General features: G+C 67.7%; 14 protein-coding genes and 6 pseudogenes. 10 read left to right on the forward strand and 10 right to left on the reverse strand.

Features of this window, described 5'->3' with window-relative positions; translation table 11 throughout:
* Positions 1 to 212: 212 nt before the first annotated feature.
* Entirely contained in the window at positions 213 to 701 is a 489-nt protein-coding gene (locus ACIPSA_RS48255) for a carboxymuconolactone decarboxylase family protein (RefSeq protein WP_402647861.1), read from the forward strand.
* A gap of 166 nt (positions 702 to 867) precedes the next feature.
* Here ACIPSA_RS48255 and ACIPSA_RS48260 read toward each other — a convergent pair whose 3' ends face one another.
* Complete coding sequence (locus tag ACIPSA_RS48260) at positions 868 to 1,311, reverse strand: peptidoglycan-binding protein (RefSeq protein WP_402647863.1); 444 nt, start codon at positions 1,309 to 1,311, stop codon at positions 868 to 870.
* 94 nt (positions 1,312 to 1,405) lie between these two features.
* Between ACIPSA_RS48260 and ACIPSA_RS48265 the strand changes: the two genes are divergently transcribed.
* Entirely contained in the window at positions 1,406 to 1,732 is a 327-nt protein-coding gene (locus ACIPSA_RS48265) for a hypothetical protein (RefSeq protein WP_402647865.1), read from the forward strand.
* A 212-nt stretch (positions 1,733 to 1,944) separates the two neighbouring features.
* Here the strand turns inward: ACIPSA_RS48265 and ACIPSA_RS48270 are convergent, their stop codons facing one another.
* Positions 1,945 to 2,268, reverse strand: coding sequence for a hypothetical protein (locus tag ACIPSA_RS48270; RefSeq protein ID WP_402647868.1), 324 nt, complete (start codon positions 2,266 to 2,268; stop codon positions 1,945 to 1,947).
* Between the two features lie 166 nt (positions 2,269 to 2,434).
* Between ACIPSA_RS48270 and ACIPSA_RS48275 the strand changes: the two genes are divergently transcribed.
* Together ACIPSA_RS48275 and ACIPSA_RS48280 are read left to right on the forward strand one after the other, a co-directional pair.
* Positions 2,435 to 2,572, forward strand: coding sequence for a hypothetical protein (locus tag ACIPSA_RS48275; protein ID WP_402647870.1), 138 nt, complete (start codon positions 2,435 to 2,437; stop codon positions 2,570 to 2,572).
* A complete protein-coding gene (locus ACIPSA_RS48280; protein WP_402647873.1) occupies positions 2,569 to 4,467 on the forward strand; it encodes an SMI1/KNR4 family protein in 1,899 nt (632 codons plus the stop codon). The genes ACIPSA_RS48275 and ACIPSA_RS48280 overlap by 4 nt, the downstream gene beginning before the upstream one ends.
* 485 nt (positions 4,468 to 4,952) lie before the next feature.
* On the opposite strand, the pseudogene ACIPSA_RS48285 reads toward ACIPSA_RS48280, so the two are convergent.
* The 5 genes and pseudogenes from ACIPSA_RS48285 to ACIPSA_RS48305 all read right to left on the reverse strand — a co-directional run.
* Positions 4,953 to 5,051: pseudogene (locus ACIPSA_RS48285) on the reverse strand (AAA family ATPase); the annotation flags it as partial.
* A 346-nt stretch (positions 5,052 to 5,397) separates the two neighbouring features.
* Positions 5,398 to 5,661, reverse strand: a pseudogene (locus ACIPSA_RS48290) (IS30 family transposase); the annotation flags it as partial.
* 12 nt (positions 5,662 to 5,673) lie between these two features.
* A pseudogene (locus tag ACIPSA_RS48295) lies at positions 5,674 to 5,799 on the reverse strand (IS3 family transposase); the annotation flags it as partial.
* A gap of 154 nt (positions 5,800 to 5,953) precedes the next feature.
* The gene (locus ACIPSA_RS48300) at positions 5,954 to 6,181 is read right to left on the reverse strand and encodes a hypothetical protein (RefSeq protein WP_402647875.1); all 228 of its coding nucleotides are present in this window, start codon (positions 6,179 to 6,181) and stop codon (positions 5,954 to 5,956) included.
* A gap of 212 nt (positions 6,182 to 6,393) precedes the next feature.
* Positions 6,394 to 6,894 (reverse strand): hypothetical protein, encoded by a 501-nt coding sequence (locus tag ACIPSA_RS48305; protein ID WP_402647878.1) that lies wholly within the window; start codon positions 6,892 to 6,894, stop codon positions 6,394 to 6,396.
* Positions 6,895 to 7,378: 484 nt separating this feature from the next.
* Between ACIPSA_RS48305 and ACIPSA_RS48310 the strand changes: the two are divergent.
* Positions 7,379 to 8,339, forward strand: a pseudogene (locus tag ACIPSA_RS48310) (IS5 family transposase).
* 30 nt (positions 8,340 to 8,369) lie between these two features.
* Here the strand turns inward: ACIPSA_RS48310 and ACIPSA_RS48315 are convergent.
* Positions 8,370 to 8,747, reverse strand: a complete 378-nt coding sequence (locus tag ACIPSA_RS48315) for a VOC family protein (RefSeq protein ID WP_402647881.1) — start codon at positions 8,745 to 8,747, stop codon at positions 8,370 to 8,372.
* Positions 8,748 to 8,963: 216 nt separating this feature from the next.
* Between ACIPSA_RS48315 and ACIPSA_RS48320 the strand changes: the two genes are divergently transcribed.
* On the forward strand, positions 8,964 to 9,647 hold the full coding sequence (locus ACIPSA_RS48320; RefSeq protein ID WP_402647883.1) for a GNAT family N-acetyltransferase: 684 nt from the start codon (positions 8,964 to 8,966) through the stop codon (positions 9,645 to 9,647).
* Between the two features lie 47 nt (positions 9,648 to 9,694).
* On the opposite strand, the pseudogene ACIPSA_RS48325 reads toward ACIPSA_RS48320, so the two are convergent.
* Positions 9,695 to 9,898, reverse strand: a pseudogene (locus tag ACIPSA_RS48325) (IS5/IS1182 family transposase); the annotation flags it as partial.
* 5 nt (positions 9,899 to 9,903) lie between these two features.
* On the opposite strand from ACIPSA_RS48325, the pseudogene ACIPSA_RS48330 reads away from it, so the two are divergent.
* Positions 9,904 to 10,483 (forward strand): annotated as a pseudogene (locus ACIPSA_RS48330) (transposase).
* A 28-nt stretch (positions 10,484 to 10,511) separates the two neighbouring features.
* Here ACIPSA_RS48330 and ACIPSA_RS48335 read toward each other — a convergent pair.
* A complete protein-coding gene (locus ACIPSA_RS48335; RefSeq protein ID WP_402647886.1) occupies positions 10,512 to 10,982 on the reverse strand; it encodes a MarR family winged helix-turn-helix transcriptional regulator in 471 nt (156 codons plus the stop codon).
* 132 nt (positions 10,983 to 11,114) lie between these two features.
* Between ACIPSA_RS48335 and ACIPSA_RS48340 the strand changes: the two genes are divergently transcribed.
* From ACIPSA_RS48340 to ACIPSA_RS48350, 3 genes are all read left to right on the forward strand, one after another.
* The gene (locus ACIPSA_RS48340) at positions 11,115 to 11,984 is read left to right on the forward strand and encodes a 4Fe-4S domain-containing protein (RefSeq protein ID WP_402647889.1); all 870 of its coding nucleotides are present in this window, start codon (positions 11,115 to 11,117) and stop codon (positions 11,982 to 11,984) included.
* A 350-nt stretch (positions 11,985 to 12,334) separates the two neighbouring features.
* A complete protein-coding gene (locus ACIPSA_RS48345; protein WP_402647891.1) occupies positions 12,335 to 12,907 on the forward strand; it encodes a YbhB/YbcL family Raf kinase inhibitor-like protein in 573 nt (190 codons plus the stop codon).
* 178 nt (positions 12,908 to 13,085) lie between these two features.
* Entirely contained in the window at positions 13,086 to 13,331 is a 246-nt protein-coding gene (locus tag ACIPSA_RS48350; RefSeq protein ID WP_402647893.1) for a hypothetical protein, read from the forward strand.
* Positions 13,332 to 13,668: the final 337 nt, after the last annotated feature.

The raw sequence follows: 13,668 nt of genomic DNA on the forward strand, positions 1-13,668 counted from the left end.
GCGTGCCGTTGTTCGTCGGTGAGTTCAGCCTGGCTGTGGCGCCGGAAGGTGACCCTTCGCTCGAAGCTGTCGCCTGGCGCCTGGCCTCCAGCGTCGTCACCGGGTCCGGAGCGCGCCGGGAAAAGAAGTTTTCGGGTCCCTGTCACATCCTGGTGATTCGGTCCGTCAGTGCAGTGACGTCGCCTACCACGCCGATGCGAAGGAGTGCAGTCATGACGAACACCTCGATCTCCCGGATGCCGAACCCGGCCGAGTTCGTGCCGGAGCTGAACGACATCAGCGCGGCTCTTTTCCGGGCCACGGGCAACCGCTCGGTGCCGCGCACCACGATGAGCCTCGTCCACCTGCGTGCCGGGCAGATCGTCGGCAACACCTACCTGACGGTGCTGAACACCGGCTTCCTGCGCAAGGCCGGAGTGGCGGAGGAGCGCATCACCGCTGTCTCGTCCTGGCAGGATGCCCCGTACTTCAGCGACGCCGAACGAGCCGCGCTCGCCCTGGTGGAGGCCACCCTCCAGCCCGCGCCGCACGGCAAGGAGCGCGTTTCCGACGAACTGTACGCGGAGGTGGCCAAGCACTACGACGAGAAGGCGCTGGCCACCCTCACCATCGCGATCGGCCAGATCAGCTTCTTCATCGCCCTGGCCGTCATCGGCAAGCCGCAGCCGGTCAGCTCGCTCGCGGACGAGCAGTGGGACTGACCCGATCCGTCCATCACCCACGTGCCGGAACAACGCGCCGCGCTCAGCATCCTGACCGGGAGGGTAGACGCCGCTGCATCCGCAACCGGGCCTGAACTGCACCCAGGCAAGGCGATGGCCCGCCACCTCTGGTGGCGGGCCATCGTGCGGGATTCCGGGCGGGGTGTCAGGAGTCGCGCAGCGGGCCGCGCACGGAGAGCTTGTCGCACAGCTGGGAGCCGTTCATCGCGCGCCACTGCCATTCCAGGGCGTCACGGGTGTTGGGGCCGTAGACACCGTCGGCGGAGAGGTGCAGGGAACTCTGGACCTGCTTCAGCGCCGACTCCGTCTTTGCGCCGAAGACACCGTCGAAGCCGCCGGTGTCCTTGCCGTAGCAGTAGTTCAAGGTGACTTGGAGCACGTAAACGGCGTCGCCCGACGCACCGCGGCGCAGCGTACAGAAGTTCGTACCGCGAAGTCCAACGGTCGGGACGTCGGTGTAGTAACCGTGCGTGTCGTAGTGCTTGGTTGTGGTGTTGCACCCAGAAGCGGCCTGGGCCGACGGGCTGTTGATGACGAGGCCGGCGGTGAGAGCGGTCAGGGCGCCGAGGCATGCGAGCGCACGCTTCATGATGGGTCTTCCCCCGTGGTAGTTGTTACGCCGCAGGTCAGGCGGCGGCTGACAACACATCAGCAATCGCGACTATAAGATCATCCGACTGTAGATGGGGTATCGCAGGCGAACCGGACGAGCACGCCTCGCCCGGGCCGATCCCAAGGCGGACGACCACCCGAACCGCTTCCTCTTCTCGCGGGGCGGCTTCACCAGCAATATCCACCTGAGCGCCGACGGGCGCTGCCGACCGCTGTCCCTGATCGTCACCCCCGGCCGACGCGGGGACTACGCCCAGCTCGTGCCGGCGCCGGAGAAGGGACGAGTCCCCGCCTCGGACCGGGGCGGAGCTGTGGTCACGGTCCTTCGCGTACAAGGTGTGCTCGGTGTCGCGGACCTGCTGGAGGAGGTCGCAGCCGAGGACGGGGCCGCTCGTTGATGTGCGGCCGGCTGCGGTCAGCAGGGCAGCGGGACGGCCCCGTTGCGCTGCTGGGGCGCAACGGGCCCACGCTTGATCGCAGGTCGGCCGGCGTATGGGCCGGCGTGACGCGACTGGGCGCGGGCCGCGAGTCAGGGTTCGGGGCCCGGGGGCTCCGGAGGCGTCGAGGGGAGCGGCGGCCGGGCTGGTCCCGGGACCGCCGGCGGTGAGCCTCAGAGGCGGAGCGTCCCGGGGAACGCGCCGTGGCCGACGCCGGGTGCGGTGAGGGCCAGCCAGCCGTGGCCGCGCACCTGCGTGTCCGGGCCGACCTCGCCGGGGTCGACCGAGAGGTACCCGCAGGCGGACCGGGCGCCCGTGGTGCCCGCGTTGGACGGGGCTTCGTCGTACTCGGGGTCGAAGTCAGGGTCGTCGACCGCGAGGGTCTCCCACGGCAGCGGGTCGCCCTCCCATACGGCGTCGCCCTCGGCGGCGTACCGACGGATCACCCGGCCGTTCTCGGCGACCATCCACACGTCGGAGCCGCCGGCGTCGTCCAAGAAAGTAGTCGGGGGAGGCGCTGAAGGCGCCGGCGGCCGAGGCGGCCGCGAACGAGGCCCGCTGCAGGGTTCGGGTGCGCACGGTGCCGCGGTCGTCGTACTCCAACCACTGGCGCCGGATGTTCCCGCCACTGCGGAAGGCGCTGTGTGGGAGGCGGCAGGCGTCATGGACGACCCGGTCGCCGCGAAGGCGTTGATGTATTCGCTGCAGCTGGTCGAGGAGAAGCCTGCGAGCGGGATCGTCCTACGCCGGGGAAGGGGCGGGGCGCCGTTGTCGGTGCCGGATGACACCATCCGGCCATGAGCGACGAGTCTTTCAACTGGCATGCGTTTCTGGGACGTTGGCAGGAAGAGTGGGTTCCGCGCGTGAACGAGGACGAGGACGAGGACGGCGGGCAGACCGTCGTCCCCCTGGGCAGGCCCGGGGCGGACGAGGCGGCGATCGTCGCGGCCGAGCAGCGGCTGGGGCGGCGGCTGCCGCCCTCGTACCGGGAGTTCCTGGCCGTGAGCGACGGGTGGCACGTGGAACAGACGGCCGGGATCTATCAGCTCGGCGGCGCTGCGGACATCGACTGGTTCCAGGATCCGCACGACATGACCTCGCTTTATGAGCAGAATCTGGGCGACAACCCGCGTGAGGAGGACAGCCTGCTGGCCGGGATGTGGCAGCGGGCGCTACGGCTGGAGACGGACTCCGACATGTCGTACGCCCTGCTCGACCCGGGCGACAGCGACCAGGACGGCGAGTGGGCACTGTACGTCTACAAGGGCTGGAGCGGTGAACTGCCGGACCGTTACCCGTCGTTCCGCGCGTACATGGAGGCGATGTACCGCAGCTTCCACGGCGACCGGGTGCAGAGGCCCGACTTCCTGAACGCGACCACGCGCGCCCAGGACGCCCATGTGGAGGAGGGCCGCCTGCTGGCCCTGCGCGGACGGTACGAGGAGGCCCTGCCCCTGCTCGAGGAGGCGCTGTCCTTCGGACGGCCACGGAGTGCCGACCTGCTGAACCAGCTCCGGCATCTGCTGGCGCCGCGCAGCCCCCGGGGTTACGGCTACCTGGTCGCCGACCGGCGCTACTTGCCCGAGATTCTGCCCGTGGAAGCCATGGAGCTGGCACGCAGCGGATGGCGGCTGGGCGGGGACGACCACTGGCTGAGGATGATGACCGCTCGCGGAGCCGCCCGGAAGACCGCCGAGGTCGTACTGAGCACGATGCGGGACGGCACCCACCGCTACGCGCCCCCGGGTCCATGGGGCCGGGCCGTCGCCGAGGCCCGGAACGCGGCCCGCTGGGGGGCGACCGACGCCGCGTGGCGGGTGCTGCGGGACGCGCTTCCACTGTGGGAGGCGCCCGGGCCCTTGCTGATCGCCCCGATCGGCCTGCTCGCCGATCCGGTCCTGGGTCCGCTGATCACCCCGGAGCGTGGGCGGGAAATCCTCGCGACACCGCGCGCCGGGGAGACGGGACCCGCTCCCGAGCGGGTGCCCGATCTCGACCCGCCGGGCCTCGCCTGGCTGACGGAGCCTGCGGCGAACGGGCAGCCGCTCGACGGGTACCGCTGTGTCTGGGTCGAGGGGATAGACCCCGCCCGCCTGCCCGCGCTGATCGGCGAGGAGAGCGCCGAACTTAGCGCGCCCACGGATCCGCGCATGGCGTCGTGGCAGGCACCCAAGCCCCACGAGCGAGAGGGCGTGGAACTCTGGGAGGACCGGGCTGTGGTGGCCGTCGGCCGCACCGCAGACGGGTGGGCCTTCGCCTTCGACGGCCACTCCCACCGCCACCTGAGCAAGCTGTTCCTTTCCCCCGCTGCGGCAGCCTCCTCATCCGGCCGCGCGGTGGTGGTGTGGAGCGACCCGAGGAGCTCGTCCCTGGGCGGCCATCCGGCCGCGTTCCACCTGTCGGTGGCCGAACAGGGCGAGGAACTCTACGCGTTCACCGTGCGGGGTACGGAGATCCAGCGCTCCGGCGAGATACCCGAGGCCCTGGACCCCGCACGGTTGTTCCGCCCGGAGGACAGTGAACTGGACTGTGAACTGCGTGTGTTGGAGGCGATGCAGACCGAACTCGGGCTCTCGCTTCCCCGCTTCGCGCTGACCCAAGGCAGGCTGCGTACCTTCACCACCCGGTCCTGGACCCGGGCGCCACGCGCGGGCGAGGGGTTCGCCTACCTCAGCTTCGTACGGCACCGGCCCTGAACGCGGGCGGGCCCGCCCTCCCGTGAAAGGCGGGCCCGTCGGCGACGGCTGGCCGTGACATCTCGACCGACGGCCGGCCGCGGTATTTCGACAAGCCCAGGGTCGGGCTCGGCAACTGCGCTCGACCCTACGGTCCCCATGCCGGCACGAGCACGCCTGCTTCTCCGGACTGAAGGGTGCTCTGGATGTCCTGGGCACGAGCACTCGTTGACGGCTGCGAAGAGGACTCCGGTACCGGCGGACGACGGCCGCAATAGGTCATCACCAGATAGTGGGCGCCCAACGTGATACCAGGGCCGAGCCATAGGGCGTTGCCGTTGGCCGACTCACCGATCGCCGCTTCCGCGACCGCGCCTGTGCCCTGGCCCGCCGCGCTACCCCACCGCTACCGCCCACCCCGGGAAGGTGGGGACATCCCCCTCGATCCGGCCGACCGCAACGCGTTCCGGGCCGGCCGTCCCCTTGAACCGGGTTCGTCGCCGACCGCAGGTGGCGAGGGTGTGGATGACGGCTGCGTCGATGTTTGGGTTGGCGTCGAACTCGAAGGCCCGCAGCGACTTCTCCCGCGGGAACTGGGCCGCCTGAGACAGATCAGAACGGCTCGAAGCTCGGGTTGACCGGACCGATCTCACCGAGCGCTGTCAGTTCGTCGAGATCCTCCTGCTCAGGGAACTCCAAGGCGTCCGGATCGATGCCGTGATGCGGATCCACGTCGCGCAGGCGCTTGACGAACGAGAGAACGAAGTCGGTGAACGATCCGTCGAAGACCTCGGGGTTGGCTCCGTTGATGTTGGTGACGACCTTCCAACGATCCGGCTCCGGGGCGCACGGCCAGAAGAAGTGCTCGTCGCCCGAATAGTCATATCCCCAGGAGACGAGGCCGCCCGGGTCGGGATGGAATCGGAACGGTTCAGTGGATGCAACACCGGCTTATGTGATCGATAGTAGATGGTCGTTGAGAGCTTCGGCGGGTGTCTTCCAACCGAGGCTCTTGCGAGGGCGGCTGTTGAGGGTGGCAGCGACCGCCTCGATGTCCTCCGCCACCCACCGGGAAAGGTCAGTGCCCTTCGGGAAGTATTGGCGCAACAGGCCGTTCGTGTTCTCGTTGGTGCCGCGCTGCCAGGGACTGTGCGGGTCGGCGAAGTAGACCGGGACGCCGGTCTCGATCGTGAACTGGGCGTGTGCCGACAGCTCCATCTGTTTGACGCGCATCAGGCGCGTGACATGCTTGCGGTTGATCTTCCGACCTCGCGAGCGGAGTTCGGCATGGATGCGCGGGGCGCTGTAGGCGTTGTGGTGTTTGGCACGGATCTCGCGGATCTCGGCGACCACGGCGACTGCTCGGCCTGATGCGCGGCGCGGGCCTGCGTGGTGGCCTGCTACCGGTAATGGCCAGAGCGGGGAGACACCAAGGACCGGACCTGGCGTATCCGCTTCACGTCGAAGTCGGCACAGTTGTCGGAGATGAAGTCCCAGCGGCGGGGGCTCACTTCACCTCCCGAGCGAAATAGGCGGCTGCCCGGCGCAGGATCTCCCGCTCCAACTGGCATTGCTTCTCTGCCTTCAGCAGCCGCTGGTTCTCGGCTCGCAGCCTGGCCGGCTCCTCGGCTGGACTCTGCACGCTGCTGTCTGACGGCTTGGGTGCGGATCGAACGGTGTCCTTGCGGACCCACGTGCGCAGCGTCTCCCCGGTGATCCCGAGATTCGCGGCCACCGCCGCGTACCTGGACATCCCCCCTGGACCATCAAGATCCATTGTCAGGGTGTCCCGTGGAGTGAACAAAGAGTGACCTGCCCAGCCCTTGCCTCGGCCTGACCAAGCCTTTCCCAAGTCCCATGTTTTGTCGCAGAGTTGGGCATGAGCCTGGCAACACCGGACACATCAAACTGGGCCCCAGCGACGGATGGCCGGCCGCTCGGGTGACTTTACAAGGGCGGGCCGTCCTCTGGGTGGCGCGAGACCATGTAGCTCTCGCCGTAGATCGATTCGTAGGTGATCTCAACGGCGAGCCGATGCCTGATCAAGTGCCAGAGATCTCCGTTCCGCTGGGAGTCGTAATTTTCGACGTGGAGCAGGAAGCGTGAGGTACCTGCTGGTATCGCCCAGGGACGTCGAGTCATGCCCATGGCTGCCGGGCGCTCCCGGACGGCGTTGCGGATAGCCTCCAGCCCCGCTCCGCCCCAGTTCCCAAGGTGGACGCCGTCGAGCCATACGTTCGAGCGAGTCACGAATGCGGGCCCCAAGCCATGGTTGGCCAGGCTGATCCCGGTCCGACCTCCCAGACGCTGTTTTGTCCAGATCTCCAAGACGGGGGCCACAGAGTGACGGTTGTGCTGCCGAGCGATACGACCTTGCTGGATCGACACACCGAATGAGGCGGTGGCGATGGCGGTCGCGCAGATGGCGGTCACAGTGTTGGCGTCCACGTGGCAACTCCTCCCCAGACAGAGACCGCTGGCGGCCGGGTACGGTTCCAACTGGGTTGGCGTGTGGGGCCTGCAGCCCGTCCCGGGCGAAAACGTCCCGAGCCAGCGCGACAGCCAAGGTCGCAGGCGAGCGGGTAGATCAACAGAGCAGGTTCGCCCCATCCCTGAGAATCGGGTGCGGAGATTGGAAAATCGCCATCAGCACCGCGTGGGAGCCTTCGGTATCCATGGATCCTGCCCACCCTCGCTCCGGTGCCGTGTCAAGCCACACCTTGCAGTTCCCCGGGTAACAGTGGCCAGTCTGGGCCAAGAAGCGGACAGTCTCAGCCCTCGGTGAGGATGTGGCGCGAATACCGACGCCCAGCGCGCTGACCGGTGCTTCCGGGTGGGTCATGAAGAACTGGGTGTGGCCGAGTTTTTCGGGCGCGACAGCTACTCACTGTTAGGCGGTGTCTCTTCGATCAGGTGAGTCGTTGGTCAGATCATGCTCAGCAGCGGGGATCTGACTGACGAGGAATGGGCGGTGCTGGAGCCACTGCTGCCGAAGAGCAACAACCGGTGCGGCCGGTGGCGAGATCACCGCCAGGTGATCAACGGGATCATTCGCCGGCTCAGCACCGGTTGCCAGGGGTGCAAGCTGCCCGAATGCTTCGGCGCGTGGCAGACCGTCCACAAGCGGCACCAGCTGTGGTCTGCCGACGGTACCTGGGAGAAGCTGCTCCAGGATGTCCAGGCCGTCGCTGACGCGGCCGGGGACATCGACCGGGGACATCGACCGGGACATCGACTGGGACATCAACGTCGACTCCACGTCCATCCGGGCCCAGCGGCACGCCGCTGGAACTCCCAAGGCCCTGCTGGCACTGCCGACCGAGTCAAAAGGGGGCATGGCAAGATCGATTCCCGTGCGCGCGCACTTGCGCGTGCGGGAGGTGCTTCAGGAAGCAATCCGGTGGACGAGTCCCTCGGCCGGTCCCGGGGCGGGCTGACCACCAAGATCCGCCTTGCTGCGGACGGCAAGTGCCGCCCACTGTCACTCGTTATCACGCCAGGTCAACGGGCCGACTGCACCCAGTTCGAACCCGTGCTGGACAAGATCCGCGTCCCTCGCGCCGGGCTCGGCAGACCTCGCCGGACTCCTCGTAGCGTCAGCGCAGACCGCGCCTACAGCAACGGCATGATCCGTGCCCACCTGCGACGCGGCGGGATCCGGCACGTGATTCCGGAGAAGAGCGACAGCCGGAGCGCCCATCTACGCAAGGGCTCGCCGGGTAGAAGGCCCCCAGGCTTCGACCTGGTGCGGTAAGAAGCGCAACACCGTCGAGCGAGCGGTGAGCAAGCTCAAGCAATTCAGAGCCGTGGCCACGCGCTGTGACAAGCGCGGATACGTCTTCCTGGGTACGGTCACCGCTGCCGCACTCCTTATCTGGCTCCGGTCCTCATGACGCTGAGCGTCGCCTCTCGCGGCCTCTTCTTCAGTGACGGACCAGGCAGAACGGATGACCTGCGGGGTCGCTGTATATCCGCCAACTCCGTCCGTCCGCACCGTCGTCCAGCACTCTGGCGCCCTGGGCCAACACCTGTTCTTGAGCGCGCTCCAGGTCGGCGACACCGAAATCCAGGTGGAACTGCTGTGGCCGGCTCTGGTCCGGCCACAGCGGCGGCTGGTACTCCGCTACCCGCTGGAAGGCCAGGACGAGGCCGGATGCCGTGTGCAACGTGGCCCAGTCCTTGCTGAGCGCCCATCGCCGATCCGGCCGGTTGACGGTGCCGCCAAGGAGCGACTGGTAGAACTCGGCGAGTTCACCGGGGTCGGAGCAGTCAAGTACGACGCACTGCAGATCAGCGATCACGGGGGTAGATCCTAGGCGGCTACCCGGTGACTCGACCACTCATAATTGAGATCGCCGAGACAGGACCTAGTTGAGCTGCTGATCCCTGTCGGCTGTTTTCAACACAGGGGGCATAAGATCGACCGGCAAATGGAGGGCGGCGTCGTTTGGCGGCGGCGAGCAGCGGTGGGCGGTTGTTCGCCGGCCCACCGGTTTCGGTCATGCTCTAATCGCCGGATGACGAAGATCGAATCAGGGCTGATACGACGTTGGCTGGACGGCTGGACCGTCGCCCGCTCCCTGCCCGAGGCCGAGCCGGTCGAGCCCGCCGGGGACGGCCTGCGGTCCAAGTGCGACCAACCCGGCCGCGAGGTCGAGGTGTTCGCCCTGCGTGCGGACGAGGAGCCCGAGTCCTTGGCACGGCTGGCGACAGCCGTCGCCGCCGCGCGGCAGATCACCTGGCTCACAGTGCCTACGCTGCGCCCAGGCACAGTCGAAGCCATCGTCGGCGCCGCCGGACTGGAGTTGCTCCACCGGTCCGAGTGGTTCATGACGGCCGATCTGGCCGAGCACCCGCAGCACGCGCCTGCCGCGCCGTACGAGCGCGAGGTGCGCACGGAGGGACCAGTCACGGTCGTCTCCCTCCATGCCCCCTCCGGAGAGGTGGTAGCGCGCGGCTCCATTGCCGTGGTCGGCGGTGATGCGATCGCCGATCGCATCGAGACGGACGCAGCGCACCGCCGACGCGGCCTGGGCCGCGCCATGATGAGCGCTCTGGCGGAGGCCGCTGTGTCCCAGGGCGCCCGTACTGGTCTTCTCATTGCCAGCGAGGAAGGCCAGCGCCTCTACTCCTCCCTCGGCTGGCGCCACAAAGCCGACGTCCTGATCGCCCGGGGGCCGGTGGTTCCGTCCATCCGGTAGGACCTGTCTCGCTGTGCGGAGGCCATGTACGACCGACCGGAAATGGATCACTTGAGGCGTCGGGTGGCGGGACGGCCGTCCCGACGGTAGCGGCCCGTTGCCCGGCGGATCAGCATGCGGAGTGTGACGAGAGCGGCGACGAGGTGGAGGTAGAAGTCCACGACGCTGCCGCTCTTCTCTGTGCAGCACCGGAGCTTGCCGTAGCCGTTCATCCACGAGTGCGTACGCTCGACAACCCAGCGCTTGCCGGGATGAACTGTGGGCACGGATCGAGCCGTTGCTGCCGGTTGTGTCGCGCCGCACGGATCACCCGGGCCGGAAGCGTCTGGACGACCGGAAGGTGCTGTCGGGCATCTTGTTCGTGCTGTACACCGGCATTCCGTGGGAGTTCCTGCCGCAGGAGCTGGGCTTCGGTTCCGGCATGACGTGCTGGCGACGCCTGCGTGACTGGAACGACGCGGGTGTCCGGCAGCGTCTGCACGAGTCGCTCCTGGCTGAGCTGAACGCCGCCGGTGTGCTGGACTGGTCGAGGGCGGCCCCGACAGCGACCGGTCGCGCTCCATGCCGACCGCGGCTACGACCACGACAAGTACCGCAAGCAGGTCCGGGCCCTTGGGATCACCCTCGTCATCGCCCGTCGCGGCACCGACCACGGCTCAGGACTGGGCGTCCACCGGTGGGTCGTTGAGCAGAGCTTCGCGCTGCTGCACTGGTTCCGCCGGTCACGCATCCGCTGGGCAATCCGCGACGACATCCACGAAGCCTTCCTCAGCCTGGCCTGCAGCTTCATCTGCTGGCGCCGACCGAAGAAACTCTCACTTTGTCAGGAGTTCTAAGGAACATGGAGTGCGAGGCGGGACCTCGCTACCGAATCAGGTGATCACACTCTTCGACGGCGCTTTCGTGACAGCCCAGAAGGAAGGTGTGGATCGTCGTGAGTTGGTCGCCGGAGAAGGCGGCCATCAATCGGCGGCTGCGGGCGTCCATCCCTTCGTAGAACGAAGCGATCCGTTCGAGTCCTGGTGCCGAGGCTTCCACGAGTACGCGTCGGCGGTCCTGCGGGTCCGGTTTACGTCTGACGTATCCCGCCTTTTCGAGGCGGTCGATCATGTGCGTGACCGCGCCAGTGGTACGCCCGAGTTGAGAGCTGAGTGCGCCGGCGGTGGAGGCTCCGGCGCGGTTGAGTACGTGCAGGCAGAGCAGGTCGGTCTGCGCGATGCCGAGTTGCTGGGCGATCAGGTCGTTCAGGCGTCCCAGGGCTCCGGCGAGGTCTGTCATGGACGCAATGATCCGGTCGGCCAGTTCGTCATGGTCATCCTGCGGTTTGACGGGCATGCGAGGCACCATTTATCTTCGCGATTCAGATACTTAGCTGTGCAGCTACTGTACCCAATGCATTGCTGCTGCGGACTGGAGGGCCTCATGACGGCCCTGGTTCGGGTCGTGCTCCTTGGGAGGAGTCCTGCCATGGACGGCTGGTACGTGGACGACCGCTGCATCAACTGCGATGCCGCCCGACAGCTCGCGCCCGGCCTGATCGGCGAGACCGGCGGACGGTCGAAGATCCTGCGCCAGCCGAACGACGCGGCGGAGACGCGACGACTCCACGCGGCCGCCTTCGCTTGTCCCACACGCTCGATCCGCCCGGCGTCCGGGCAGCCGGACCAGGCGCTCGACCCTTTTCCGATGCCCCTGGACAACGGCGTACTGATGTGTGGACATAACTCGAGGCACACCGCCGGGGCCAACTCGTATCTGTTTTTGCGGTCGTCCGGCACGGTCATGTTGATCGACACACCGCGCTGGAGCCGTGAACTCGCCGAGCGTTACGCAGCTTCAGGCCTCGTCACCGATGTGCTGCTCACGCACCGGGACCACGCCGCACACGGCTGCCGCTACGCGGACCATTTCGGCGCCCGGCTATGGATCCACGAGGGCGATCTCGACGCAGCACCGGACGCGGACCAGGTGATCCGGGGCTTGGAACCTGTGGAGATCGGCGAGGGCGTCATCGCCCATCCGCTGCCGGGCCATACCCGGGGCAGCGTGCTCTACCTCGCGGATGACCGGTACTGCTTCAGCGGAGACAGCTTCTACTGGTCACGCACCACCGGTGATCCGGAAGTCGCAGAGAGCGTGACCTGGTGCTCCATCGAGGAGTTGGCCGCATCCTTGGCCAGGACGGCCGGACGGCTGCGATTCGAATGGATCCTGCCAGGCCACGGAGACCGTCACCGCCTGACCGCCGACGAGATGTCCCGGCGGCTGCGAGCACTAGCCGAACGCACGCGACTGCTGGGGCCCAGGCCGATCGACTTCACGGCCGTCCGCTGGTGAGGGCTGACCTGACCGGCATCGAGGTCCACACGGCGGCCACAAAGCCCTTCCTCGGCATTGGCGACTGCCGGAGCGCAATGAGGCAGGCTGACCTGATGCTGGACGGCCGGCAGGACCCGACCCTGCGCGTCTTCGCGGCCCAGGCCACCGCTTGCGCCGTCGACGGGCCTAGCTGGTGATCTTCCCCGGCGTCGGGCCACGGCCTTCCCGCCGTCCTATGGCCGGCCGTCGCCCGCGAGGTGCGCGAACCGGCCGCAACCGCATCCGCGCAGCCGGAAACGGACATCGCCAGCTCAACGTGTAACGCGCCCAGCCGACTTATCCATACGTGCAACAGACAAGGACATACCATGACGTTTCTGGGTACCCTCCTGAAGAACAAGCGCGCCGGCGAAGCTCATCTGACCTGGAACCTCCCTGCCCTGTCCGGTCCCGAGGTGCTGGAACTGCACAGCACCGATTTCGAACACGAGAGTGTCATCCCCAAGGCTCACGTCGGCAGGCGCGCCGGCGGCGAGAACCGCTCTCCCGCTCTGGATTGGACCGGCACGCCGCAAAGCACCGCCCAACTGCTGCTGGCCGTGGAGGACATCGACTCTCCCACCCGCACCCCGTTCGTCCACTGTGTTGCCCTGCTCGAACCCGAACTCGTCACGCTGCCCACCGGAGCCTTGAACGCAGGCAGTCCGGCCCAGGGAGTGCGGGTACTGCGCTCAGGAATGGGGCGAGGCTACCTGGGCCCCGAACCGATCAAGGGACATGGCCCGCACCGGTACGTCTTCCAGCTGTTCGCCCTGCCCACCGCCATCACCTCGGCAGAAGGCGACGCACCGCTGGACACAGCCAAGCCCAGGGCGGTGCTCGCCACCGTGAGTGGCCCGGCCCTGGCTCGCGGCCGCCTCGACGGTCTCTACACACGCTGATGCCGAACCGACAGCGCAACGGCAACGCCAGAACATTCCGCTACGTCGGGTTCAAGCCCACACACCCCGCACCTTGGAAGCAATCATCCAGCGGCGGTCGCGTTCCGAGCGCGGGGTGAACGGCTTGACGGCGAGGGTGCCGCACGTCCAATCGCACGGCTGGCTCGTTGGACCGGGCATGACGACGAGGTACGACACGGCCCCGCGGCGCGCCCCGAAGACAGAAGGCGCCATTCCGACGACAGTCCGCTTCGACCCGGGCGAGTCCCGGGAGGTCGACCAGTGGATTTTGGAGCTGCGGGCACAGACCGGCATCCGCTGGGACAAGGCCGAAGTGATGCGGGAACTACTCCGCATGGCACGTACGCCCGACAGCATCCTGTGCGACGCTCTGGCCGCCCGCGCTAAGAGGACCGGCGCCTGAGACGGCGAGAGGGGGTGTGCCACAGTCGGCACAGCCCCGCGTACGGCTTCCGACGCGGCTACGCCGACAACAACCCCGGCCGTGAACGACGACCAGGCGGTGGAGCTGAGCCAGGCCCACGAACAGCATCTGCCGCCATAACGGCCCACCGACGGCACGAGACGCACATCACACCAGCCCGATGCCACGGTTTCCGACCCTGCCAGCACTCCCTTGATGTGACGGGCGCACCGGGCTCCACAAGCAGCATCGAGGGGGACAGGTTGCCAGAGACAGCGATCGGGTTAGCGGCACGGGGCGCGACGTTGAGCGCACGGCTGCTCCACCAGTGGATCCA

This window comes from Streptomyces sp. NPDC086549 (genome assembly GCF_044746205.1).
Lineage (GTDB): Bacteria > Actinomycetota > Actinomycetes > Streptomycetales > Streptomycetaceae > Streptomyces.

Excerpts from the sequence above, each read along its gene's own strand:
- ACIPSA_RS48255 (WP_402647861.1), top strand. The coding sequence starts at position 213 with ATGACGAACACCTCGATCTCCCGGATGCCGAACCCGGCCGAGTTCGTG.
- ACIPSA_RS48260 (WP_402647863.1), bottom strand. The coding sequence starts at position 1,311 with ATGAAGCGTGCGCTCGCATGCCTCGGCGCCCTGACCGCTCTCACCGCC.
- ACIPSA_RS48265 (WP_402647865.1), top strand. The coding sequence starts at position 1,406 with ATGGGGTATCGCAGGCGAACCGGACGAGCACGCCTCGCCCGGGCCGAT.
- ACIPSA_RS48275 (WP_402647870.1), top strand. The coding sequence starts at position 2,435 with ATGGACGACCCGGTCGCCGCGAAGGCGTTGATGTATTCGCTGCAGCTG.
- ACIPSA_RS48280 (WP_402647873.1), top strand. The coding sequence starts at position 2,569 with ATGAGCGACGAGTCTTTCAACTGGCATGCGTTTCTGGGACGTTGGCAG.
- ACIPSA_RS48320 (WP_402647883.1), top strand. The coding sequence starts at position 8,964 with ATGACGAAGATCGAATCAGGGCTGATACGACGTTGGCTGGACGGCTGG.
- ACIPSA_RS48335 (WP_402647886.1), bottom strand. The coding sequence starts at position 10,982 with ATGCCCGTCAAACCGCAGGATGACCATGACGAACTGGCCGACCGGATC.
- ACIPSA_RS48340 (WP_402647889.1), top strand. The coding sequence starts at position 11,115 with ATGGACGGCTGGTACGTGGACGACCGCTGCATCAACTGCGATGCCGCC.
- ACIPSA_RS48345 (WP_402647891.1), top strand. The coding sequence starts at position 12,335 with ATGACGTTTCTGGGTACCCTCCTGAAGAACAAGCGCGCCGGCGAAGCT.
- ACIPSA_RS48350 (WP_402647893.1), top strand. The coding sequence starts at position 13,086 with ATGACGACGAGGTACGACACGGCCCCGCGGCGCGCCCCGAAGACAGAA.